This is a genomic window from Niallia sp. FSL R7-0271 (assembly GCF_038005785.1).
Taxonomy (GTDB): domain Bacteria; phylum Bacillota; class Bacilli; order Bacillales; family Cytobacillaceae; genus Niallia.
In genome coordinates this window covers 1,050,998-1,075,610 of sequence record NZ_JBBOTZ010000001.1, presented here as the reverse complement: position 1 = coordinate 1,075,610, position 24,613 = coordinate 1,050,998, and the positions used below count along the sequence as shown (strand labels likewise).

The window sequence follows — 24,613 nt, the reverse complement described above, 5'->3', positions numbered from 1 at the left end:
TTTTGAAAACGCTGCACATACTACTAATAATGAACTGTTATAGGAGGAAACCGAGTTGCCAAATACATATAAAGGATCTAAGTTAAAAGTATTCTCCTTAAACGCCAATCCAGAGCTAGCACAAGAAATTGTCGAAAATTTGGGAACAGAGCTTGGAAAATGTTCTGTTAAAAAATTCAGTGATGGAGAAATTCAAATCAATATAGAAGAAAGCGTGCGCGGCTGTGATGTATTTGTTATTCAACCGACAAGCGACCCTGTAAACCAAAGTATTATGGAGCTGCTTATTATGATTGACGCCCTTAAACGGGCTTCTGTCAAATGCATCAATGTTGTTATGCCATATTATGCGTATGCACGCCAAGACAGAAAAGCTCAGCCGAGGGAACCAATCACTGCGAAGCTGATTGCAAACCTCATCCAGAAATCGGGAGCTGACCGCGTCATTACAATGGACCTCCATGCACCGCAAACACAAGGCTTCTTTAATATTCCAGTTGACCAGCTTGTCGCAATGCCGATATTAGCGCAATACTTACTAACAAAAGAGTTTGCTAATGATGTCGTTGTTGTTGCACCAGATCATGGAAGCACGACTAGAGCACGGGAATTGGCAGACCGCCTGAAAGCTCCAATTGCTATCATTGATAAACGGGGCCCTAGGGATTTTGGAGAATCTCGTGAAGTTAATATCGTTGGAAACATTGAAGGAAAAACAGCGATTATTGTCGATGACATTATCGACACAGCATACAGAATCACAACCGCTACAAAAGCACTCCTTGATAATGGTGCAAAGGAAGTCTACGCATGCTGCACACATCCTGTGCTGTCAGAGCGGGCAATCGAAAACATTACAGAGTCACATCTGAAAGAATTGATTGTTACAAACAGCATTCCGCTGTCAGAAGAGAAAAAAATCAGCAAAATCACACAGCTGACAATCGCTCCGTTATTAAGCGACGCTATTTCTCGGGTTTACGAGCAAAAGCCTGTCAGCGTGCTTTTTAAATAAGTTCAAAAAAAGAGATGTTTGGGAGTATTCCCCCTACATCTCTTTTTTATTTCCCGGCATAGCCTTTTTGCAGTACAATCAGCTCACTCGCTAAGCTCTTTATTCTAGCTGACACTTCGCTACTAGCCAATTCATTATCCTGATTGAAATCATCATTATGAACAAACACATTCGTTGTCGGGATAAGACCCTTTAAGTAGCTGAGAATGGGTTTTAGCTGATGTTCTGCCACTAAGAAATGCTTATCCGTACCGCCAGTCATAACAATACCTGTTACCTTTCCTTCAAAAGCATCAACAGGCAAATGATCAAACAGATTCTTTAAAGCACCTGGTATAGATGCCTGATAAATAGGGCTGCCAATAACTAAAGCATCTGCAGACAATACAGTCTTCACTACTTTTATCGTGTCGTCCTTGTAATAGCTAAGCGGAGTTCCCTTTACAAATTCAACCTCAAATTCCTTAAGGTCTATCAGCTCTGTTTCTATGCTTGGGTCAGCAGATTTTGCTGCTGCTAGCACTTCATAGACTGCTTTTGCTGTTTTGGTTCCAACAAGAGAACCGGAGATACCGACAAGCTTCATCTTGATTGCCTCCCTTTTATTTTTGAAAAAAGATGCCCTCACTAAAAAGGACATCTCACAATTCAAGCTTATTTTTTAAAGCTTGCGTATTTTTCTGCAACAGCATCCCAATTAATAATTTCAAAGAAGCTGGAAATATAATCAGGTCTTCTGTTTTGATAGTTCAAGTAGTAAGCATGCTCCCAAACATCCAAGCCTAGGATTGCATTGTTGCCTTCCATAATTGGGTTATCTTGGTTTGGAGTGCTAGTAACTGCAAGCTTTCCTTCTTCATTAACAACAAGCCATGCCCAGCCTGAACCAAAGCGAGTAGTCGCACTTTGAGCGAACGCTTTTTTGAACTCATCGAAGCTTCCAAACGCTTCTGTAATTGCTTCAGCCAATTCCCCTAAAGGCGCATTTCCTTCTTTTGCTGGTGCGATTACTTCCCAGAACAAAGTATGGTTAAGATGGCCGCCTCCGTTATTTCTTACAGCAGTTCTAATTTCCTCTGGCACTGAATCTAAATTACTTAACAATTCTTCTAGAGATTTTTCTTGTAAATCAGCTTTTCCTTCTAAAGCAGCATTTAAGTTATTCACATATGTTTGGTGATGCTTGCCGTGATGGATCTCCATTGTACTTTTGTCGATTTGAGGCTCTAATGCAGAAAAATCATAGTTTAATGCTGGCAGTTCATATTTTGACATTTTGTAATCCCCCTAAATATGTAGTATTTATACTTATTAGTATAAAAAGTATAGTTAAAGAATAACCTATCAACCACAAAATTGCAATTGATTTTTTCCACTTTTTTCACCTTATCTGCCCATTCTATGCTGTTAATCATAAAAATGTTAACATTTTATACTTTATGGTATAATTAATAAAATCGGCTGCTTTGCTTGTCGTTCACAAGGAAGGATTACTCCAACTGGTTAATGGAGGTTATATAGATGGACACAAAACAAAAAAATACAAAAGACAAAATACTTCATCTTCTAAAAAAAGAAGGCTCACTCACTGTTAGTGACTTAACTAAGCGCCTTGAAATTACCCATATGGCTGTTCGCAAGCATCTTACTATCATGGAAAAGGATGGTATGATTCAAACGAAGGAATTCAAGCAATCCATGGGAAGACCGATGCAGCTATACTCTCTAACAGAAAAGGCTGAAATGCATTTCCCGAAAAATTATGAAGGAATCAGCATTGGTTTTTTGCGGGATATCGAGGAGCTGTATGGCGATGGCTCCGTTCAGCGCTTATTTGAGAAAAGAGAGGCTCGGCTTATTCACGAATATGCTGTCAGAATGGACAGTAAGGAACCACTTCAAAAGATGAAGGAAATCACAAAAATCCAAAATGAAAAAGGCTATATGGCAGAGTTAAACCAGCTCGAGGAAAACACATATGAGCTGATTGAATATAATTGCCCTATTCTTGAGGTTGCGAAGGAATTTAAAATTGCCTGCAAATGTGAAACAGAAATGTTTAAAGATGTCCTCAAAACAGAAAATATCAGCAGGTCTTGCTGCAGAACAGATGGCGACAGCCACTGCAGATTTCTTGTTAAGTTTTAAAAAAGACAACCTCTGTGACATACGGAGGTTGTCTCCTTTTTTAGTAAATATAAAGGAGCATAGCACTAGCTATGCTCCTTTCGCTCATTTAGCCGGCGGTCCGAACTCCCCGTGATGGAAATCGCGGAAGGCCTGTTTTATCTCCTCCATCGTATTCATAACAAATGGACCGTATGGTACAATTTCTTCGTTTATTGGTGCTCCTGAATAAATAAGCACCTTTGATCTTCGTTGATTTGCTTTAACGGTAAGTTCACTCAGCTTGTCTGCTGTTCCATGTTCTGCATAAGTCAATGTAGCTGTACCATGCTTTTGTAAATTCACACGATTAATACCAAAATCCATATCACCTGACAACACATATAAAAAAGCATTATGGTTTTCTGGCATGTGATGAACATAGCTTGCTCCCTCTTCTAAAGTTATTTCTGACAATGTAATAGGAACAAGAGAATGTAGGGGTCCTTGAACGCCTGCGATATCTCCTGAAAACACCTTTATTTTTCCGCCATTGAAATCAACAGTAGGCGCATCCTCACTATATACATTTTGATAAAATGTCTCACTGTGCTTTAGATTCTTCGGCAGATTCAGCCATAACTGCAATGTATGAGCAATATCATCGCCCACCCCTTCTTCTGCATGTCTAGCCGCCCAGCCAGCATTCATATATTGCACATCCCCAGGTTCAAGAATATCTCGTCCTCCGCCATTATCAATATGCTCTAATCTTCCGTCTACAACATATGTGATGGTTTGGAAGCCGCGATGGGGATGGTCTGAGAATGTTCCCCTTTTAAACCAATCCTCTGCCATTAAAATAAATGGGTCAAAATCCTTCCATCTTTCTACAGGCAGCACCCACCCTTTCTGAATAGCTGGGAATTCTGCTTCCTCATATTGAACATACCAATGTTCCTTAACATCCCTTTGAAAAACCTCTTTTTGTTGATCTACTAACTCTTTTTCCATTTCTCCCACCCCTTTTTCACTATATGCCAGTACTTCTGATGTTAAGCATATAATGCTAACTCTGCTTCAATCTGGTTTTTAATTAATGCTACGCATTCTTCAGCAGTTTTCGCAAAAATTCTTTTACCGTTAACGATAGCGTAAGGTCTCTTTGCACACATGCCACAGAAAGAAAGACAGGTATTCTCAATCACTGCTACTTCTGGATATTCTGATTCGAGGATTTCCTCAAGCGGGACAGCAGTGATTAAGCTGCCATCACATATTTCCACAACTACAATCCCCATTGTTTGTTTCCCCCCTAATCACCTAATAAAATAAAAATCTATATAAATAAGATAAAATAAGTTCACTTTTTATACCAATTGGTATAATTAACGAACATAACCTTACTCCAATCCTACGTAAAAAGCAATCATTATGCTTATCAAGGCAAAAAAAGGAAGCTAATAATCATAGCTTCCTTTCGAACATTAAAATTCAACTTTTTCTAAATATAAGCCGGCTGCTTCTGCCATTAGGCCTGTTTGGACTCTTTCTTTTGATTCAATGATAGCAGGAATTTGATCAGGCTTTATTGTATTTAAACCGACCTCAATTAATGTGCCGACGATTTTCCTTACCATATTGTATAAAAAGCCATCGCCTCTTACTCTTATATGGAGAAACCCGTTTTCTTTTTCTATCCATATAGCGTATATTTCGCGGACCATTGATTTTTTTTTGCTTTTCGCATTAGAATAAGCAGTGAAATCATGACTTCCTAAAAAATGGCTGGCCGCTTCTTTCATTTTCGAGATATCGAGCTTTTGGTCGACATGCATGCTGTATTTGCGCATGAAAGGGTTCGTATGCTCCTCGTTCCAAATTTTATATAAATATGTTTTATCCTTCGCATTATAGCGGGCATGAAAACGGTCAGGAACTGTTTCTAGATGAAGAACACTTATATCGTTCGGCAAATATTTGTTTAAATACGCCTTTATTTGTAACTCACTCATCGAAGTTTTTATTTTAAAATTCGCAATTTGCTCCATTGCATGGACGCCAGCATCTGTTCTGCTGCAGCCAATTATTTGCACCTCTTCACCAGCCATCTCAGTCAGAACGTTTTCGATTTTCCCTTGGATGGAGCTGTCTCCGTTGCCGAGGCGCTGCCATCCTCTGTACCTGCCGCCATCATATTGAATGATCATTTTATAATTGTTCATAGTATCTCCTTGCTTTTCATAATCTTTCTAAAGTGTAGCTTGTCTGAACAAGAAGCACAACTTTTTATGAAAAAAAAGCAATCCTATCCTTTAGGATTGCTTTTACTTTTTAAATTAGCGAGCCTGAACTCCTTAACTTCCTGATTGACTGACTTCAATAAACTTATTGCCATTAACGCTATTATAATCGAGAATGGCAATGCTGCTATAATCATCGTATTTTGCAATGCTTGCAGGCCACCAGAATAAAGGAGCACAAGTGCCATTGCTGCTAATAAAACTCCCCAAATTACCTTTAGACGATTACTCGGGTTAAGAGAGCCATTAGTAGTCATCATCGCAAGAACAAAGGTTCCAGAATCAGCAGATGTGATGAAAAACACAGCAATTAATACAATCGCCAAGATAGAAAGGGTTCTGCTTAATGGATAATTCTCTAACACACCAAATAATGATTCTTCTGTTGCCAGCCCAGAAATTAATCCAGGTGTATCATGCTCCAACAGCATCGCAGTCCCTCCGAATACCGAGAACCAAAGAAAACCAATTACTGCTGGAATGAACAATACATATGCAACAAACTCTCTGATTGTTCTTCCTTTCGAGATTCTTGCGATAAAGACACCAACAAATGGAGACCATGCAATCCACCACGCCCAATAAAAAATCGTCCAACTGTTAATCCATGTTCTATTCTCCTGGTTCAAAGGAGCAATACGGAAGCTCATATTCACGAGATTTTGTAGATATGATCCTAAAGTATCTGTAAATAGATTTAATGTAAACAAGGTTGGCCCAACGAGAAATAACAGCAAAAACAAAATACCAGCTAAAATCATATTGGCATTGCTTAAGATTTTGATTCCTTTTCCAAGACCGCTCAATGCTGAATAAATAAACAAGGCTGTTACAATACATATAATAATGAATTGTGTCATTATACTTGAAGGTACACCATATACAAAGGAAAGTCCTCCATTGATTTGAACCGCTCCAAAACCAAGTGTTGTAGCAACTCCGAGTACGGTGGCAATAACAGCAATCGTGTCAACAGCTTTACCTGCAATCCCGTCTGACCTTTTACCAATAATAGGCTTTATAGTGGCACTAATTAATGAAACATTCCCTTTGCGAAAAGTAAAGTATGCTAAACAAAGGGCAACAAGCCCGTAAATCGCCCATGCATGAATGCCCCAATGGAAAAAGGTATATCTCATTGCGTCCTTCATGCCTTGATCTGTCCCTATCTCTCCAGTTGGTGAACTTATCGCATAATGGCTTATCGGTTCTGCTGTCCCATAAAACACTAGTCCAATCCCCATGCCTGCACTAAACAGCATGGCAAGCCAAGATATTCTCGAAAACTCAGGCTTATCATCCTGTTTTCCAAGCTTGATGCGTCCTGCTGGACTAACTAATAAATAGAGGCAGACAACTAGGAAAAACGATACAACAATTAAATAATACCAGCCAAAACTAGTTGTAATAAAGCTTTGTATCGAGTTTGTTAAATTCTCAAGCAGAGATGGTGCTGCAATCCCAACGAGAACAAGCAGCAGCAATAATGCTGTCGAAATATAAAATACTATTGAAACTTTTTTCATAAAAATAAATTACTCCCAACTTTTCCCTTTATGCCTTTTGAAAAGAAAATCAACCTTAGCCTTATACCCTTTATCTAGTAAGTTAAACCTTTTGCTAAGTAAGCTTTTCTCGTATAGGTAGTGTTAGTATGTTCTTATTATCAGTATTTCATTTCCCTTACACTAAAAAAAGAAACCATCAACAAGAATGGTTTCTTCCATATTTTATTTAAATCCTAATACAGGATGAGGAATATATGGTTCTTCAAGCTGGGCAATTTCTTCCTGTGATAATGTTACTGCGAGCGCTGCAACTGCATCCTCTAAATGAGACATTTTCGTTGATCCAATAATTGGAGATGCGACTGTCTCTTTTTGCAATACCCAAGCAAGTGCGATTTGGGCACGTGATACTCCATGTATTTCTGCAATCTGTGCTACCCGTTCAACAACTATTTTGTCAGCAGCCGCTGTTTGAGCATAAAGTGACTTGCCAAACTCATCCGTTTCAGAACGGGCTGTTGTCTCTTCCCAGTTGCGAGTTAATTTGCCTCTTGCTAAAGGACTCCACGGTATGACGCCGATTTTTTCTTCTTTGCATAACGGAAGCATCTCCCGTTCTTCTTCCCTGTACAATAGGTTAAGATGATTTTGCATGGTGATGAATTTTGTCCAGCCGTTTTTTTCGGCAACATGCTGTGCCTTTAAGAATTGCCAAGCATACATGGAGGATGCACCGATATAACGTGCCTTTCCTGCCTTAACAACATCATGAAGGGCTTCCATCGTTTCCTCAATAGGAGTGTCATAATCCCAACGGTGTATTTGATAAAGGTCCACATAATCTGTTCCTAGCCTTCTTAGACTATTGTCGATTTCACTCATAATTGCCTTGCGGGAGAGTCCTGCACCGTTAGGACCTTGGTGCATTCGGCCATGAACCTTCGTAGCAAGGACAACTTCATCACGGTTTGCAAAATCTTTTAATGCTCTTCCCACAATTTCTTCACTTGTTCCATCTGAATACACATTTGCTGTATCGAAGAAGTTAATGCCAAGCTCGAGGGCCTTCTGAATAATCGGACGGCTCCCCTCCTCATCTAATACCCAAGTGTGACTGCCTCTTTCTGGGACTCCAAAGCTCATACAGCCGAGACAAAGTCGAGATACATCCATGCCAGTATTGCCTAATTTAACATATTCCAAAGTATGTGCACCTTCTTTCTAAAGAATTATATATAAGTATATAACCGTTATGGGCATTTGGACAAAGATTATGGCTTTTTTATCCATTGATTATTTTTCCATTGACATATGGTTATTTCGTTTGACATTGTAAACGTTTTCATTTATACTGTTTTTAGGTTGGATGACATTCGTGGTCATCATCGGTACCTAGCGCAGGTGGAGCTGGTACTATTTTTATGCAATTTCTTGTAATCGATTTACACAAGATACTAGGCAAAAGACAACTAGGTCTTCTAGTTGTCTTTTTGCTTACCTTTAGTTATTATTAGCTATCGGTTTTCCGAATACAGGGAAACCGTTCTCATCCCAAGTAAACACTTGTGCTCTGGCATGACGATCTGGATTATCGAGCGGATCTCCATCCATTTCTGTATATGGACGGGCATGATAAATGAGGATATCTTCTTGACCGTCTTCACTTACAGTAAAGCTGTTATGGCCTGGACCAAATTGACCGTTTTCTGGCGCACTTTTGAAAACAGGTTCTTTCGATTTAGTCCACGAGTAGCCATCTAAAAGGTCTGCATCTGCATCTGCCCAAAGCATACCCATGCAATAGTTTCCATCTGTTGCACTTGCAGAATAAGTGATAAAAATTTTATTGTTGCGGATTATTACTGCTGGACCTTCATTCACTAGAAAACCGATTTTTTCCCAGCCAAATTCAGGGATTGTCAGCAAAAGCTGTTTGCCTTTTAATGTCCATGGGTTCTCCATTTCAGAAATATACAGATTAGAGTTTCCAGGGATAGCAGGCTCCTTCTGTGCCCAAACATAGTACAGTTTTTCATTATGTTCAAACACGGTAGCGTCAAGACAGAAGCTTTCCTGTTGTGTTTTCACTTGCCCTTTTTCCTCCCATTTACCTGTAAGAGGATTTTCATCACCACATTCAATTGCAAACATGCGATGCTGGAAAATATGGTTTTTCGGATGGCTGCTTGGTGCTGCCGCAAAATAAACATACCATTTGCCTTGCACGAAGTGAATCTCTGGTGCCCAGATTAACTGACTTTGCGGCCCTTCTTCATGTGCTCTCCAAACAGTCGCCTTCTCACTGTTTTCAAGATCATTCAAACTTTTTGCTCTTCTCACTTCAATTTCTTGATAACCAGGAACAGAGCCTGTGAAATAATAATAACCGTCTGTATGCTTATAAACCCAAGGATCTGCACGCTGTAAAACTATTGGATTATTATATTTAGATGTTGTCTCAATCATCGTCATTATCTCCCTTTAAATGTTCTCTTTGATTATTTCTCCTTTAATAGCTCCTTTTTTCACTAATTCACCTGATATGAACCTTTCAATGCAGATGATATAGATGCTAACGAAGCATAGTGGGAGAATAATGCTGAATTTATAAGCTGCTGCCAGCAGTACTAAGAAAAACAGCAGACTGAAAATACTTTGGAATGGCATAAGCAGCGGCAAAGCCAGCACCAATTTCGCTTTTTGCTTAAATGTCCCTTCCGTATGTATGGCAACAGGGAATGTATAAACGATGGCAGCCAAAACATAAATCATGATAAAGAGAAGCGGATAATAGAGCACTGCCAATCCAATAGCCATTTGTTTGACAAGCTGCATATCAATCCACAGCACATAAAGAATCGCTCCATAAATGAGGGCTAAGCCATTCATTTTCATAAAGCCTTTCTTATATGCAGTGAAAAAGCTTTTGGCAATTTGCAGATAGGACGGATAATCCGCTTTATATGCCTCATCTTTTTGCAGATGAAATAAGGCATATGTGGCAGGAAACACCCCAAAAAAGCCAAGTCCAAGCAACACGCCAGCAACCCAAAGCAGATTCAAGTAAATGATATTTACCGCTTTATCCAGATAAATCATGATTTTATTTGACCACGCCATATACTAAACCCTCTTTCCAAAAATTGTGTTTCCGTTTGGAGTTAATCCGGAGAACCCAATTCCTTCTTTATCTTCTTTCCAGTTTTTGCATGTAAAAACAATGAATATAGTACCACTTTTTTTATGAAGATATTGCTGTTCTCCCAATGGCTCGAACTCTGCCAGGTTGCTTTCGTTTATGTTAAAAAACTCGCTTTCCTTAATCGTAGTTGTATCATCAAAAGCGATAATCTCCCATTTTCCAAGCAAATCTTTATCTGACAACGAATGCGCATCCATTTTTTCATAATGCTCAGGAGAAACAACAGGCCAGCCATTGTTCAGCCAAAATATCTCCCGAATGAAAGCAAAGTGATACGGAGAACGTTCTTCAATCCGTACATGGTGAACCATGTAATTCTTCTTGCCTTCTGTAAAAATAGAGTTATGGCCAGGACCAATCCAGCTGATATCCTCCTTGAATTGATAGCTGCCAACAAGCTTTACACCAATAGAGTCCGGCCGGGTTTCTGTTTCTAACATACTGTTCCCATTTATATCTAAATAAGGTCCTGTTATTTCCCTTGACCTTGCCACCCTCACATTATAGCTGTCATTCAAACTATCATAGGAAGTAAACAAGTAATAATAATCCAATTCTTCATGATAATAGATGAAGGCACCTTCAATTGCTGTATCAACAGATTTAGGACGCTTTGCGAGCAGCGTGCCATAATCTTGTTCATTTTTTAGACGTCCTGTCTCCATATTAAGCTCGGTCATATAAATGCCGCCAAAGAAAGAGCCATAACACATCCAGTACCTTCCATCCTTATCTACAACAATATTAGCGTCAATCGCATTATGTTTGGCTAAGTCTGGATTTGTTTTAATAACAATTCCTTGATCGCTCCATGGCCCCAAAAGATGCTCAGCAGTTGCAAGACCAATGCATGACACTGTGCTGCCAAATGTTGAAGCAGAATAATACATATAATATTTGTCTTTATAACGAATAACCTCCGGCGCCCACAGGCCGCGGGCATTCGACCAAGCATTCGCCTCTGTCGGAATTCCTGCCAATGCAGTACCTGCAAACTCCCAGTGGACAAGATCATTAGATTTCCTAATCGGCACCCCTTGTGTAGGCTTTTCCTCAAAAAAGGTGTCTGTTGCAAACATATAGTAAATGCCATCTTCCTTTACGATTGTAGGGTCATGTGCCCCAAGTGTACCCCATTGATAGGGTTGAATAGTCTCCAACCATCTTTTTGTATTCTCCTTCAACTAATAAGCCTCCTTAACCTTTATCCTTTTACACCAGATAAAGCAACTGACTCGATAATTTGCTTTTGGAATATCAGGAATACAATAAGCACAGGCAGCAAGGAAACAACGGAGCCAGCCATGATTAACGGATAATCTGTCTGTATCGCATAGGTTGCTTTTAAATTCGCGATAACAACCTGTAATGTCTGCTTCTCTGGGCTGTTCAAATAAATTAATGGCGCCAAATAGTCATTCCAAACACCCATAAACCAAAGAATAAACTGTGCTGCGACCGCAGGGCGAATGACCGGGAATATCAGCTTAAAGAATATTTGCAAGTATCCGGCTCCATCCACCTTCGCGGCTTCAATAAGCGAGTATGGCACATTGGCCAAATATTGCCGCAGGAAGAAAATCATCGTGATATTACCGAACAATCCTGGCACGATAAGCGGAAGGAGTGTATCAACCCAACCGATTTTTGAGAACATAACGAACTGTGGAATCATGATAATTGGATATGGAATCATGATAGATGCCAACAAAATTAGAAATATCCAATCCTTAAATGGCATTCTCAGCTTTGCAAAGGCAAACGCAGCCATACTTGATGTAATGGTTCCAACTATTGTTACAGACAATGAAACAATAATGGTATTTTTTATCCCATATCCTAAAGTGTCCAGCTGAAACAGCTTCGTGTAGGCATCAAACTGGAACGGATCTGGTATCCATTGCGGCGGTAAGGCAAATACACCTGTTTTATCCTTTAACGAAGTAGAAATCATCCAAAGCAGAGGACCAATCATCAAGATTGAACCAAGCGACAGGATTACATAAACGATTATGTCTGTAATTCTCTTTTGCTTTTTCATTCACTAACACACCTCCTAGTCCAAGCTATAATCTGATTTTCTATTTAAGTAGAATTGAATGACTGTCACGATGAAAATGAAGATAAACAAGATCAATGACATGGCAGAACCGTAACCCATTTGATAATACTTAAAGGCTTTTTGCCATACATACCAAACGATGGATGCAGCACTGTATTCAGGGCCGCCAGTCGGTGTCATAATATTGATTTCCGTGAAGATTTGGAAACCGCCGATAATGTTTGTGATAACTAAGAAGAATGTAACTGGCTTAACCATCGGCCAGGTTATGTTCAAGAACTTCTGGAATGAGTTAGCTCCATCCAAGTCTGCTGCTTCATAAAATGACTTAGAAACACTTTGAATAGCAGCCAAATACAACAGCATAGAATATCCTAAACCTTTCCATACTGCCATTAAAATAATGGCCGGCTTAACTGTTGACTTATTCTCAAGCCAGTTCGGCCCTTGAATTCCGAAAATCTCCAACACTTGGTTAACTAAACCGAAATCCCCATTATATGCCCATGCCCACATGATGGAAATGGCTGCAAGGGAAGATATAACTGGTATGTAGTAAACCGTTCTGAAAAATGTAGTGCCGCGCAAGCCCCTGTTTAACGCAATAGCCAACAGCAATGCCAAACCAAGGCCAATTGGAATACCAATCATATAAAAGACCGTATTATAGAGCGTTTGGTAAAAGTACGGATCTTGGAACAGTTTAACAAAGTTATCTAAGCCGACGAAATTCATGCGGTTTAACCCATTCCAATCGGTAAAAGAAGCGTATATGGAGTAGGCAAACGGATATACAGAGAATAATAGGAAACCTATAACAGGAGCGAGTACGAATAAAAAGGCAACTCGATGTTCCTGCTTATATAGTGCGCTGGATTTTTGCTTTTTTGGTTTTGTCGGCTTTACATCTTTAGTACCGACAACCGGATTAATGCCAGACATGCTTTTCACCCCTTTTAGCAATAGGCATCTGCGACTTGCCACAGATGCCTATTAATCTATTATTTTGACATTTTCGCTTGTTCGTTTGCTTCATCTAGAAGCTTTTGCATTTTCGGCTGAATTTCTTTCAAGTATTCTTCTGCCGTCTTTTTGCCTTGAACAACTGGTGTAATATTTGTCCAGAACTCATCTAACCATTGGGAATTGTATGTCGCAAATGTTGGATAAGGCACACCATAATCTTGGACAATATCAAGGAACTCTTGTTTGTTGTTTGGAACTGACTCTGTATCAGCAGCCCATTCTTCCGCCATATCGACAAGGTTTGGAATTTGAACTTGTGCATCAAGCAATGTTTGCTGTGCTTCTTCATCAGCTGATAAGTAGATAGCTAACTCTGTAGCCAATTCCGGATATTGAGTCATCTCAGAAACTACAAGTCCTAATGAACCAACATAAGCAACAGACTTGCCAGCATCACCTGACGGCCATGGCATTAAGTCATATTCAAAGTCAAGCTTAGCGTATGTGCTCATATCCCAAGGACCTACTGGGAAGAAAGCTAGCTCGCCATTCATCCATCTTTGGTAAGTATCCAATGTTTCTGCTTGAGATGAATTTGGCGTTGTATTATATTTGTTTGACAAATCTGAGAAGAATTGCAGAGATTTTGCAAATTCAGGAGTATCCACTGTTACTTTATCTCCTGCTTCATTTAGGAAAGAAGCGCCATTGCTGTATGCAAATGACTGTAATGACCATGTTGCGTTAAATCCGCTCGCCCATTGATCTACTTCTCCGTCACCATCTGTATCTTGTGTCAATTCCTGGCTGACTTTCAGGAATTCATCCCATGTATACGCTTTATCTTTGTCTGGAATTGGAATGCCTGCTTTTTCGAACATATCTTTGTTATATCCTAAAGCAAAAGGTCCAACATCCTTCGGTAATCCGTAAAGTGCTCCTTTACCTGCTGTATCTCCATCATAGCGGTAAATGTCTACTCCAAACTGCCATAAGCTGTTCAAATCGAAATCTGCTTTTTCTACATCCTCGGTAATGTCTCTGATAATTCCATTATCTACATAGTTTGCAATGCTTCCTGAATCAAGATAGAACACATCAGGCACATTGCCGCCAGATACAGCTGCAGATAGTTTAGTAGAGTATTGGTCAGCATCTGTATTGATGATTTTTACTTTAACACCTTCATGCTGCTCTTCAAATTTTTTGATGGCTGCAGTATAAGCCGCTTTTTCATCTTCGCCGCCTCTAAACATAAAAGTAATTTCTTTTTCATCACTATTTCCGCTGCTTTTGCTTGAACATGCACCTAGAAACATACTTGCAACCAACAAAATAGCCAGCATTAAATTCAGTTTCTTCATAATCAGTACTCCCCCAATTATTTTTTGTACTGCCATGTATATACTCTTAGTAAAAATTAAAATCCAGAAGATCCAGTGGATTATCCTGACACTTTCGTCAACCCACTCCCTCTTAACCATTTGGTGCAACAGATAAGAAAACAGCAGGAAAAATATATATTGTATTCTCCCTATAACCAAAACAAGTTTTATGCCGCATTTTATCGATTTGTTCATATAGCAATAAACGTGCAACTTTTCAAACAGTACCGATAAGGCACAGTAAATGTTTTGTGCTGTTTTAAGGAGAATGCTTGAGAATCATCATTCTTAGCACATCACTATATTGCCTTTCTCTTTCTGCTTATGTATTTGATATTAACTATATAAAAACGTAATCGATAAATTAATTGCTCTATTAAACTTTGATCAGAGCCTCCTTTTTATAAGAAAATACCTTACATGTTATTTATACAATAAGCTGAAAACGCTGTCAATAACTTTTATATAAATTTAACAATATATTTTTATATCTTAATTAACAAAAACGTTAACTAATATTTTATACTCCGTAAACTAAGGTTTAATTATTTATACTTTTGTTAATTTTGTGGTTTTCGAAACAACTTAATTAATTAAATTATTAAAATCAAGAGTTATTTTAGCTGTTTACTCTATTTTTTCATAACGAAAAGGATAAGTACCATTGATTTCCTTTCTGTTGTTGCTTTTTGTCTTAATAGCACGAATTTTAACAAAAAAAAGAGCGTCTAGCTTAGAATAGACTGTTGAATTCCGCTGCATGGTTTCACCTTCACACAGCTAGTGCCAAAATACTCCGCCCTATCTCGTGTGAGCCCTCGGACTTATCTACAAATCCCGTATGACACTCACCACTCCGCACCTATTTTCATCCTATTAAATAAAGAAAGGGCAGCCAATCACGGCTGCCCTCTGTCGATTAATTTTCTTCGACTTGTTTGCGGTTTTTCTTAAACATTTTAGACAGAATTTCGTAGACGATTGGAACGATAAGAAGTGTTAACAATGTCGAACTTGTTAAACCGCCTATTACGGTAATTCCAAGGCCTTTAGAGATAATTCCGCTTCCGCCGTTACCGATTGCAAGTGGAATCAATGCACCGATTGTGGCAATTGCCGTCATCAGGATAGGACGAAGTCGGGTTGCGCCTGCCTCCAGAATCGCATCACGCAAGTTCATACCTTCTCTTTCCATATGGATGATTCGGTCTACTAATACGATCGCGTTTGTTACAACTATACCTATCAACATGAGCATACCCATCATTACGGAAACGGAGATTGTTTCACCTGCAATTAACAATCCTACGAACGAGCCAATCACTGCGAATGGCAACGAGAATAGAATGGAGAATGGTGCAGCACCTTCACCGAAGGTAACAACAAGGATGAAGTATACAATCGCAATTGCAGCAATCATCGCAACTCCAAGCTGTGTGAACGTTTCTGTCATGTCAGCAGACACACCAGCTACGCCCATCGTTACGCCGCTAGGCAAGTCAATATCATTGATTTTTTCATCTACTTCAGCTGTCACTTTAGAAATATCATCTGTTGTAATAGTTCCAGTAACTGTCGCATAATACTCACCCTTGCTTCGATCAAGTGTATTGAGTGTTGTTCCTTCTTCAATTTCCACAAGATCTTCAAGCTTCATTGTCGTTCCAGTTGCTGTTGCTATCTCTGTATCCAACAATTCATCAAGTGATTTCGGAGTAGCTTTCTCTTCTTGTTTTACAATAACATCAAGCTCTTTTCCGTCTTTCTCAACAGTTGTCAGAACTTCATCTGAACCTTGATTGCTTAATGCCATAACGATTTGACCTGTAGTCAATCCGTACTGCAGAAGGTTTTCCTGATCAACCTTTAATGTATGTTCTACATATGCTGCTTCTGCACTTGAAGATACATCTTTAAGACCGTCATTATCCTTCATAATATCTTCAGCTTCTTTTACTGACTCATTAAGCTTAGTTAAATCCTCACTATAGAACGTATAGCTGATTTCATTTGTAGATCCTGACATAGAAGTGAAGTTTTGGCTCTTCCATTCTCCTGTCTGGCCAATATCAGCAATATATGTTTCAATATCTTCTTTTACTTCAGAGAAGTTTTTCATGTCTGGATCAAAGATCAGGTACATAAGTCCGCCGCCAGCGCCGCCGCCCATCATCGCAGCGGTCATGTCTGCATTGCTGCTGTCGGTAATAGATGTTTGAACTGTATCAATATCATCACGCTTCAGCATTTCATCTTCAACAACTTGAATGTTATCTGCTGTTTGCTTCTCTGTTTCACCAGCTTCTGGTGTATACGTCAAGTACATGACTTTTTCTTCTTCGCTGCCCATGAAGCTGAATCCGATCAATGGCGTAAGTGCCAAGCTTCCCGCAAGAAGTATTACTGCAATGGCAGACGTAATGATTTTATGGTTTAATGCTTTTTCTAATAATCCTTTATACCATAAAGCGAGCTTTCCAACTTCTTTATGTCCGCTTTCTGTCTTCTCACTGTATAATTTCTTTTTAAATAAGAAGTGTGAAAGAGCTGGTACGATTGTAACGGCAACAATCAATGATGCACCAAGAGCGAATGTCATCGTCAATGCAAACGGCACAAACAGTTCACCAACCATACCGCCCACGAAAATAAGTGGCGCGAACACGGCAACAGTTACTAATGTAGACGAAAGAATCGGCTTGAACATCTCAATTGTTGCTTCACGCACTAACGCACGCCCTGTAAGCTTCTCTTCTTTAGAATGCAAACGTCTGTAAATATTTTCAACTACAACAATGGAGTCATCAATTACACGACCAATAGCTACTGTAATGGCTCCTAGCGTCATAATGTTCAGTGTGATATCCATCCAATGCAGAAGCAAAAATGCCATGAAAATGGATACCGGAATGGAAACAATCGATATAATGGTAGATTTAATGTCACGCAAGAACAGCAGGATGATTAGAACTGCGATCAATCCGCCGAATACTGCTTTTTCAATCATAGTATGGACAGAATCTTCAATTGGCTGTCCTTGGTCAAGTGTTACGTCAATGACTAAACCGTCAATTTTATCTTTTTCATCTTCAGCAAGATCCTTAACAGCGTTTACTACATCAACTGTATTAGCTTGCTGGCCTTTTACGATTTGGATAGCAATCGCGTTTTCCCCATTTGTACGGGAAATTGATTCTTCCTTGCCGACAGCCTCAATTGTAGCAATATCGCTAAGCTTCACAAATGGTGAAGGGTTCTCAGCAGTCGGTGTTACCGGAATCATCATATCTTTCAATTCATCTATTGATGTAAGCTTCCCGTCAACAGATACAGCCTCTTCACCTTCTTCAAATTCATAAAGACCTAAAGATGTAGCCATATCGCTTGCTTGAATAACTTGTTTTACGTCATCTTCTGTCAGGTTCAGCTCAGCCAATTTCTCTTTATTATAGGCGAAGTCAACTTCTTCTACATGCTGGCCGGAAATAGTTGCTGAAGCAACACCATCAAGCTTTTCAATATCAGGAAGGATTACATCCTCCACTGTTGATGTCAAATCAACAATATCCTCTTCTGTGCTGCTTATGGACAATGCAACAACCGGCATCATATTCATGCTGATTGCAGACACAGTCGGTGCATCCACATCTTCTGGAAGTGTTACATTATCTAATGCAGATTCAAGCTGTCTCTTTTTCTCATCCATGTCAATGCCATACTCATATTCTACTTGTATGCTTGACACACTTGAGCTGGAATTAGAATAGACGGCCTTAACATCCTCTAGTCCTTCCACTGCTTGTTCAATCGGCATCGATACATCATTCATTACTTGTTCAGGAGTTGCTCCTGGATATACACCCGTTACCATTAAGTACGGTATCGAAATATCCGGAATCGTCTCCGTTTTCATTTGTGTACCAGAATAAATACCTGAAGCTGTGATAATAATGGTCAATAACCAAACCGCCAGTTTATTCTTCAGTACGAAATTAACTATCCCTTTCACTTTTGCACCTACCCTTTATTGACTTTGTCGAACTAATTACATATAATACTGACTAGCCAGTCATTTGTCAAATCATTTATAGCTAGGAGCTAAAATAGAGTATGGTTAAAAAACAATTAATTATGGACACTGCATTAGAATTGTTCGCCAAGCAAGGAATCGCCACAACCTCCGTTCAGCAAATAACAGAAAGCTGCGGGATTTCCAAAGGGGCATTCTATCTATCATTTAAATCAAAGGATGAGTTGATTCTCGAACTGATTGACGACGCCATGAAGCAGTTAGTTTCTAATCTTGACTACCAAGTCAAACATACGCCTGTAGATGACAATTTCCTGTATAACTTTTATCACTCGGTTTTTTCCACTTTTAAAAAAGATTCTGATCGTGGAAAGATATTTATGAACGAGCATAATTTTTCTGTCAGCCCAGATCTTATTAAGAAATTACATCACTATGATAAGCTGATAAACAGCACGATTCTGCTCTTGATAGAAAAAGTTTTCGGAAAATCTGCTGACCAGGTGAAATATGATTTGCTGTATTGCATCAAAGGCTTTTTAAAAACTTACTCTGAACTATTTGTATTTACAAAGCTCCCTTTAGATGTCTGCCTTTTGTCAAAATCTTTAGCAGAGAAAACAAACCTGCTTGCCATTCATGAAACAATACCTTTTATAACGGAGGAATTATCTTATCTGATAGAGTTACCGCAAGACGCTTCATTAGATAAGGAAACAATCGTTAAGCTTCTAAACTCGAATACTGAAGCTTGTAACGGGGAATATGTGAAGGAGTCTCTTCATTTGTTGATCGAGCAGGCTAACAACCAGACAATGAGCCCTGCTGTTATTAATGGGCTTATTGAAAACATTCGCCATATCCATAACGGAAAATGGCTTGCGTATTTGCTGCGGCGTTTCTTCCAGCTAGAGACATAAAAAAACACGGAGCAAAGAAGGACTATTTGTTCTTCTTTGCTTCGTGTTTTTTATCAGCTTAATCCGTATTCTTTTATTTTATTATAAAGCGTTCCCCGGGAAATTCCTAACAGATTTGCCGCTGCACTTTTGTTGCCATATGTTTTCTTGAGTGCTTCTTCTATTTCTTGCGCTTCATCCATCTTTGCATGAGAAGATAGGAAGGAATTATCCACTTCGTTGTTCTCGATAAGATTATCTGGCAAGTGAGCTAGCGTAATTCTATTCGCATCATGCAAAATGATAATTCGTTCAATTGTATTTCGCAGTTCCCGCACATTTCCTGGCCATTCATAGTTTACAAACAAAGCCATTGCTTCGTCATCAACAACAGGAACAGGCTTAGTATATTTGACACTGAATTCCTCTAAAAATCTTTCAACAAGTGCTGCAATATCCTCACGTCTCGTTCTTAACGGGGGAATATAAATATGAATGACTGACAGTTTATAAAATAACTTCTCATTCAGTTCTCCATCTTTGAGAAGACTTTCCACAGACCTTGACGCTGAGGCGATTATTCTTGTGGAAGAGGAAATCACTTCCTGCCCTCCCACTCGGTAAAAGGCATTCTCCACTAAGTACAGGAGCAGTTTTTCTTGCAGGGTCAACGGCATCTTGTCAATATTTTCAATAAAGATAGTGCCATTTGCAGCCTGTTCGATTTTTCCTGTGATAACATTTTGCTTTTCATCGGTAAACGATGCTTTTTCAATGCCAAAAAGCTCAATTTCTAACAGCCCTGGCGGAATAACGGAACAATTGATATTAACAAATGGACCAGTAGCCTTTGAACCGCCGTAATGAATCGCTTGGGCAAGCATTTCTTTGCCTGAGCCGGCCTCGCCGGTAATTAAAACAGGGATGTCTGCATGAGCCATTTTTTGCGCTACTTTCAGCGATTCCTGAAACTTCGGACTTCCGCTGTCGAAGGATAAAAACGGATTTATTTTCTGAACAAGCAATGTCGACGCAGAGTCCAGCTCTTCGTTAAGCCTGATCATTTTTGTAATATCATGCTCTGAGGCAATCCCGCCTATAATCTTATTATCCAAAATGACTGGTGTTGCATTTATCAGCACATGAGTATCCGCATTAGGTCTGTGATACTGCCCTCTCACTGGATAGCCTTCGTTTAGAATGCGCTTTAGTACAAGTGATTCATCACTAAAATGACTAGCGAGTTTTGCTCCGATAATATGCTCTTTTTTTATTTTATAGGTTTCCTCTGCTGTTGTATTCCAGCCAACAACAATTCCTTCCTCATCAACAGCAGTTACCGAATCGTTGATCGTTTCAGCCAATGTATGAAAATAAGCAGTAGTTTGCCGGCGCTCTGCTTCAAGCATATTTACCCAAGTACTCTCCGTTATAATCCCAGCGGGAATCCCATCCTCCAGCCACAGTGCAGGACGGCGCCAATCAGCTTTATACGGGAGCCTTTCTGCAAATGCTGCGAAGGACGGAATCCATTCAAGCCGCTTGAGCCACTCACCTATTGGAGCAGTCGGTGGAGCCAACGCGATTATTTCGTACTCATAATTGCCGATTATAAAGTATGTTCCGCCTGTCACAACGACAAAATTATACTCAAGAAGTTTCGATTTTATCTCAGCTATCGGCGTCTGTTTATCTGCAACCGCAAAAGAGCGGTCAAGCTGTATTTGTGCATGTTCGAACATACTATTACCCTTTCAAGCTTTTTTACTAACTTTACCATACCAAAGGCTTAACTTTCTACTGCTAGATATAAAGAAAATACATAGAAAAGAAAAAGCTGATTGTTGTGTGTTTACAAAATCAGCTTTTTCTTTAGTCACGGACTGTTATACAGATTGCTTATATTCGTTGAAATTCTCCACTTGTTTAGCGTTCGGTGCTTCTGTAAGCAGGCTGACAATCCAGATGCTTAGCAGACCGACAATAAACCCTGGGATTATTTCATAAAGATTCTCTTTCAGAACGTCTATGCTTGCCCAGATGATAACTGTCACCGCTCCGCCGATAATTCCAGCGAGGGCTCCCCATCTGTTCATTCTTCTCCAGGAAAGACTCAGCAGAATGACCGGGCCAAAGGATGCACCAAAGCCTGCCCACGCATATCCTACAAGGGAGAGAATCGTCCCGTTTTTATTAAAAGCAAGAAGTACAGAAACAATAGATACTATAAGCACGGCAAGTCTGCTGATTAACAACAGCTCCTTTTCACTTGCCTTGCGTCTGAAGAATGTTTTGTAAACATCTTCTGTCAGGGAGCTTGCTGTTACGAGCAGCTGTGAAGAAATCGTACTCATAACAGCTGCCAGTATTGCAGCAAGGAGGAAGCCGGTAATGAGTGGATGAAACAGTATTTCACTCAATTTAATAAAAATTGTTTCCGCATCCTTTATTTCTAATCCTTGCTGAGAGAAATAGGCAAGACCTAAAAAACCTGTAAACATGGCGCCGCCGACAGAAAAGATCATCCAGCCCATTCCAATACGTCTTGCCTTTTTAATTTCTTTCACCGAAGAAATCGCCATGAACCGTACGATAATATGCGGCTGACCAAAATAACCAAGTCCCCAAGCAACCAACGATATAATGCCCAGAACAGTCGTCCCTTTGAAAATATCAAACAGCTTTGGATCAATTTCTTTTATTGTGTCAAAGCCGGATCCTAGACCTCCAACCTCCATAATGGTCACGATTGGTACAAGTATTAATGCAACAACCATAATCAAGCCTTGCACAAAATCTGTCCAGCTTACTGCCAAAAATCCGCCAAACAATGTGTAGGCAATGACGACTGCAGCTACAATCCAAAGTCCTGTTTGATAATGCAAGCCGAATGTAGTTTCAAATAAAACCCCGCCTGACACCATTCCTGATGAAACATAAAACGTAAAAAAGATAATGATGACTAACCCTGATGTCAGACGCAATATATTGGACTTATCTTTAAATCTATTTTCCAAAAATGCTGGAATAGTCATAGAGTTATTGGCCACTTCTGTGTATGCCCGAAGGCGCGGAGCTACATATAGCCAGTTTAAATAAGCTCCTATCGTCAAGCCGATTGCAATCCATGAGGCACTTATCCCTTGGGTGTACATTGCTCCCGGAAGCCCCATAAGCAGCCAGCCGCTCATGTCAGCTGCTCCTGCACTCAATGCTGTAACAGCAGGACCAAGCGACCTTCCGCCAATCATATAATCTTCTAGATTGGATGTACGTTTATAGGCGAAGTAGCCAATAACAAGCATTCCAGCCATATAAATAGCAATCGAAATTAAAATTTGTGTATTCAAGTCCCCATCCTCCATTCTCTAATCTAAGAAGTCCTTTTATCCCCATTTTGATCCTTTGCCAAATTTTCGAATATTCATTCTTTTATAAGCAAAAATCAATAAATATTTAAGCGAATATGTATTTTTATATGTTTTTCGCTTAAACAGGAGATGCACAATGAAAAAGTACATCTCCTAGTCTATTATTTTTATATTATTTTTTTCTAGATGTCAACTTCGCTTGCGTAAATAATAGCAAATAATCATAGCCGCCAGCTTTTGAATCAGTCCCAGACATATTGAATCCGCCGAATGGATGGGCACCTACAAGTGCACCTGTACATTTTTTATTTATATAAAGATTTCCACAATGCATATTTTCAAGGGCATAATCTATTCTGCTGTCATCTTGCGAATGAAATGCACCTGTCAGTCCGTATTCCGTATTGTTATAAATGTCAATCGCTTCCTGCCAATCGGAAGCTTTTGCAATCGCAAGCACAGGTCCAAATATCTCCTCCTGCATGATACGTGCCTGTGGATCAACATCTGAAAAGATTGTCGGTTCCACATAGAACCCGTTTCCATCCGCTCTCTTTCCTCCAGCAAGCAATTTTCCTTCCTGTTTGCCAATTTCAATATAGCCCATTATTTTGTCAAATGATTTTTGATCGATAACAGGTCCTACCGGATGATTCTCTGCCGGCAAGCCGATTGAAAGATTTTTTGTCAATTGTACTACCTTGCTGACCACTTCGTCATAGACAGACTCTACGATAACTGCACGGGAGCCTGCAGAACATTTTTGGCCTTGATATCCGTAAGCAGAAGCAACAATTGCCGCTGCAGCAGCATCTAAATCAGCTGTTTCATCAACAACCACACCATCTTTTCCACCCATTTCAGCAATCACACGTTTTAACCAAAGCTGACCATCTTGAACTTTTGAAGCTTTTTCATAAATTCTGCAGCCAACTGCTCTTGAACCTGTAAACGAGATAAAGCGTGTTTTCGGATGCTCAACTAAATACTCACCAACTTCAATACCATCACCAGGCAAATAATTTAATACTCCAGAAGGCAAGCCTACCTCTTCCATCAACTCGACAAACTTAGCAGCAATAACCGGTGTAGCATCAGCCGGCTTCAAAATAACCGTGTTGCCTGAGACGATAGCAGCAACAGTCGTTCCAGCCATAATTGCCAATGGAAAATTAAACGGTGAAATAACAATGCCGACACCTAGCGGAATATACGTAATCTTATTTTCTTCACCAGCAATCTGCGTAAGCGGCTGATGAATACTCGTCTCGCTCAAACGAATCATTTCTCTTCCATAAAACTCCAGAAAATCAATAGCTTCTGCCGTATCAGCATCTGCTTCTACCCAGTTTTTCCCTGACTCCAAAACAAGGTAGGCGGAAAATTCATGCTTACGCTCTCTCATCAATGCAGCAGCCTTGAACAAGTAGGCTGCACGTTCAGCCGGAGCTACCTTTTTCCACGTTTCAAATGCTGTTAATGCTGTTTGCATAGCTTTTTCTGCCAGCTTAGTAGATCCCTTGCTTACAGTGCCAACTACTTCGTCCACATTTCCTGGATTCACTGAGACTGTTTCTTCCTCAACAAAAAGTTTTTTCGAGCCGATCACAATTGGATACTTCTTCCCAAGCCCCTCTTTGACCCTAGCTATTGCTGCATACATTGCCGTTTTATTTTCCTCTGCTGTAAAATCAGTTAATGCCTCGTTTTTGAAAGTTGTGTAAGGTGCAGTTGTCGTCATAATAATTCAGTCTCCTTTTTTGTAT

20 protein-coding genes are annotated in these 24,613 nt (G+C 39.7%); 3 read left to right on the top strand and 17 right to left on the bottom strand.

What is annotated here, in order from left to right:
* The first annotated feature begins 55 nt into the window (after nt 1-55).
* Entirely contained in the window at nt 56-1,015 is a 960-nt protein-coding gene (locus tag MKX82_RS05530; protein ID WP_233317102.1) for a ribose-phosphate diphosphokinase, read from the top strand.
* A 46-nt stretch (nt 1,016-1,061) separates the two neighbouring features.
* Here the strand turns inward: MKX82_RS05530 and MKX82_RS05525 are convergent, their stop codons facing one another.
* A complete protein-coding gene (locus tag MKX82_RS05525) occupies nt 1,062-1,601 on the bottom strand; it encodes an NADPH-dependent FMN reductase (protein ID WP_233317103.1) in 540 nt (179 codons plus the stop codon).
* 68 nt (nt 1,602-1,669) lie between these two features.
* The gene (locus tag MKX82_RS05520; protein WP_233317104.1) at nt 1,670-2,290 is read right to left on the bottom strand and encodes a superoxide dismutase; all 621 of its coding nucleotides are present in this window, start codon (nt 2,288-2,290) and stop codon (nt 1,670-1,672) included.
* A gap of 246 nt (nt 2,291-2,536) precedes the next feature.
* On the opposite strand from MKX82_RS05520, the gene MKX82_RS05515 reads away from it, so the two are divergent.
* Nucleotides 2,537-3,163, top strand: a complete 627-nt coding sequence (locus tag MKX82_RS05515; RefSeq protein WP_233317105.1) for a helix-turn-helix transcriptional regulator — start codon at nt 2,537-2,539, stop codon at nt 3,161-3,163.
* Nucleotides 3,164-3,247: 84 nt separating this feature from the next.
* Here MKX82_RS05515 and MKX82_RS05510 read toward each other — a convergent pair whose 3' ends face one another.
* From MKX82_RS05510 to MKX82_RS05455, 12 genes are all read right to left on the bottom strand, one after another.
* Nucleotides 3,248-4,135, bottom strand: a complete 888-nt coding sequence (locus tag MKX82_RS05510) for a pirin family protein (RefSeq protein WP_233317106.1) — start codon at nt 4,133-4,135, stop codon at nt 3,248-3,250.
* A gap of 41 nt (nt 4,136-4,176) precedes the next feature.
* Nucleotides 4,177-4,422 carry a DUF1450 domain-containing protein gene (locus tag MKX82_RS05505; protein WP_233317107.1) on the bottom strand — a complete coding sequence of 82 codons (246 nt, stop codon included), beginning with the start codon at nt 4,420-4,422 and terminating at the stop codon, nt 4,177-4,179.
* Between the two features lie 186 nt (nt 4,423-4,608).
* Nucleotides 4,609-5,346, bottom strand: a complete 738-nt coding sequence (gene truA / locus MKX82_RS05500) for a tRNA pseudouridine(38-40) synthase TruA (RefSeq protein WP_341075559.1) — start codon at nt 5,344-5,346, stop codon at nt 4,609-4,611.
* A gap of 83 nt (nt 5,347-5,429) precedes the next feature.
* Entirely contained in the window at nt 5,430-6,950 is a 1,521-nt protein-coding gene (locus MKX82_RS05495; protein WP_233317109.1) for a glycine betaine uptake BCCT transporter, read from the bottom strand.
* Between the two features lie 204 nt (nt 6,951-7,154).
* Nucleotides 7,155-8,135 carry an aldo/keto reductase gene (locus tag MKX82_RS05490; protein WP_233317110.1) on the bottom strand — a complete coding sequence of 327 codons (981 nt, stop codon included), beginning with the start codon at nt 8,133-8,135 and terminating at the stop codon, nt 7,155-7,157.
* A 297-nt stretch (nt 8,136-8,432) separates the two neighbouring features.
* Nucleotides 8,433-9,404, bottom strand: coding sequence for a glycoside hydrolase family 43 protein (locus tag MKX82_RS05485; protein WP_396953773.1), 972 nt, complete (start codon nt 9,402-9,404; stop codon nt 8,433-8,435).
* Between the two features lie 9 nt (nt 9,405-9,413).
* Nucleotides 9,414-10,052 (bottom strand): YesL family protein, encoded by a 639-nt coding sequence (locus tag MKX82_RS05480; RefSeq protein WP_233317112.1) that lies wholly within the window; start codon nt 10,050-10,052, stop codon nt 9,414-9,416.
* 3 nt (nt 10,053-10,055) lie between these two features.
* On the bottom strand, nt 10,056-11,318 hold the full coding sequence (locus MKX82_RS05475; RefSeq protein ID WP_341075548.1) for an arabinan endo-1,5-alpha-L-arabinosidase: 1,263 nt from the start codon (nt 11,316-11,318) through the stop codon (nt 10,056-10,058).
* Nucleotides 11,319-11,338: 20 nt separating this feature from the next.
* The gene (locus tag MKX82_RS05470) at nt 11,339-12,175 is read right to left on the bottom strand and encodes a carbohydrate ABC transporter permease (protein WP_127735451.1); all 837 of its coding nucleotides are present in this window, start codon (nt 12,173-12,175) and stop codon (nt 11,339-11,341) included.
* A 15-nt stretch (nt 12,176-12,190) separates the two neighbouring features.
* Nucleotides 12,191-13,138 (bottom strand): carbohydrate ABC transporter permease, encoded by a 948-nt coding sequence (locus MKX82_RS05465; protein ID WP_233317114.1) that lies wholly within the window; start codon nt 13,136-13,138, stop codon nt 12,191-12,193.
* A gap of 59 nt (nt 13,139-13,197) precedes the next feature.
* Entirely contained in the window at nt 13,198-14,526 is a 1,329-nt protein-coding gene (locus MKX82_RS05460) for an ABC transporter substrate-binding protein (RefSeq protein ID WP_233317115.1), read from the bottom strand.
* Between the two features lie 940 nt (nt 14,527-15,466).
* Nucleotides 15,467-18,556 carry an efflux RND transporter permease subunit gene (locus tag MKX82_RS05455; RefSeq protein ID WP_233317116.1) on the bottom strand — a complete coding sequence of 1,030 codons (3,090 nt, stop codon included), beginning with the start codon at nt 18,554-18,556 and terminating at the stop codon, nt 15,467-15,469.
* A gap of 101 nt (nt 18,557-18,657) precedes the next feature.
* Between MKX82_RS05455 and MKX82_RS05450 the strand changes: the two genes are divergently transcribed.
* Nucleotides 18,658-19,497, top strand: coding sequence for a TetR/AcrR family transcriptional regulator (locus MKX82_RS05450; RefSeq protein WP_233317117.1), 840 nt, complete (start codon nt 18,658-18,660; stop codon nt 19,495-19,497).
* 53 nt (nt 19,498-19,550) lie between these two features.
* Here the strand turns inward: MKX82_RS05450 and MKX82_RS05445 are convergent, their stop codons facing one another.
* The 3 genes from MKX82_RS05445 to pruA form a co-directional block, all read right to left on the bottom strand.
* Nucleotides 19,551-21,218 (bottom strand): sigma-54 interaction domain-containing protein, encoded by a 1,668-nt coding sequence (locus tag MKX82_RS05445; protein WP_341075534.1) that lies wholly within the window; start codon nt 21,216-21,218, stop codon nt 19,551-19,553.
* A 144-nt stretch (nt 21,219-21,362) separates the two neighbouring features.
* Complete coding sequence (putP, locus tag MKX82_RS05440) at nt 21,363-22,826, bottom strand: sodium/proline symporter PutP (protein WP_341075533.1); 1,464 nt, start codon at nt 22,824-22,826, stop codon at nt 21,363-21,365.
* A 193-nt stretch (nt 22,827-23,019) separates the two neighbouring features.
* Complete coding sequence (gene pruA, locus MKX82_RS05435) at nt 23,020-24,588, bottom strand: L-glutamate gamma-semialdehyde dehydrogenase (protein ID WP_341075531.1); 1,569 nt, start codon at nt 24,586-24,588, stop codon at nt 23,020-23,022.
* Nucleotides 24,589-24,613: the final 25 nt, after the last annotated feature.

Excerpts from the sequence above, each read along its gene's own strand:
- MKX82_RS05525 (WP_233317103.1), bottom strand. The coding sequence starts at position 1,601 with ATGAAGCTTGTCGGTATCTCCGGTTCTCTTGTTGGAACCAAAACAGCA.
- MKX82_RS05520 (WP_233317104.1), bottom strand. The coding sequence starts at position 2,290 with ATGTCAAAATATGAACTGCCAGCATTAAACTATGATTTTTCTGCATTA.
- MKX82_RS05515 (WP_233317105.1), top strand. The coding sequence starts at position 2,537 with ATGGACACAAAACAAAAAAATACAAAAGACAAAATACTTCATCTTCTA.
- MKX82_RS05510 (WP_233317106.1), bottom strand. The coding sequence starts at position 4,135 with ATGGAAAAAGAGTTAGTAGATCAACAAAAAGAGGTTTTTCAAAGGGAT.
- MKX82_RS05505 (WP_233317107.1), bottom strand. The coding sequence starts at position 4,422 with ATGGGGATTGTAGTTGTGGAAATATGTGATGGCAGCTTAATCACTGCT.
- truA (WP_341075559.1), bottom strand. The coding sequence starts at position 5,346 with ATGAACAATTATAAAATGATCATTCAATATGATGGCGGCAGGTACAGA.
- MKX82_RS05495 (WP_233317109.1), bottom strand. The coding sequence starts at position 6,950 with ATGAAAAAAGTTTCAATAGTATTTTATATTTCGACAGCATTATTGCTG.
- MKX82_RS05485 (WP_396953773.1), bottom strand. The coding sequence starts at position 9,404 with ATGACGATGATTGAGACAACATCTAAATATAATAATCCAATAGTTTTA.
- MKX82_RS05480 (WP_233317112.1), bottom strand. The coding sequence starts at position 10,052 with ATGGCGTGGTCAAATAAAATCATGATTTATCTGGATAAAGCGGTAAAT.
- MKX82_RS05470 (WP_127735451.1), bottom strand. The coding sequence starts at position 12,175 with ATGAAAAAGCAAAAGAGAATTACAGACATAATCGTTTATGTAATCCTG.
- MKX82_RS05465 (WP_233317114.1), bottom strand. The coding sequence starts at position 13,138 with ATGTCTGGCATTAATCCGGTTGTCGGTACTAAAGATGTAAAGCCGACA.
- MKX82_RS05460 (WP_233317115.1), bottom strand. The coding sequence starts at position 14,526 with ATGAAGAAACTGAATTTAATGCTGGCTATTTTGTTGGTTGCAAGTATG.
- MKX82_RS05450 (WP_233317117.1), top strand. The coding sequence starts at position 18,658 with ATGGTTAAAAAACAATTAATTATGGACACTGCATTAGAATTGTTCGCC.
- MKX82_RS05445 (WP_341075534.1), bottom strand. The coding sequence starts at position 21,218 with ATGTTCGAACATGCACAAATACAGCTTGACCGCTCTTTTGCGGTTGCA.
- pruA (WP_341075531.1), bottom strand. The coding sequence starts at position 24,588 with ATGACGACAACTGCACCTTACACAACTTTCAAAAACGAGGCATTAACT.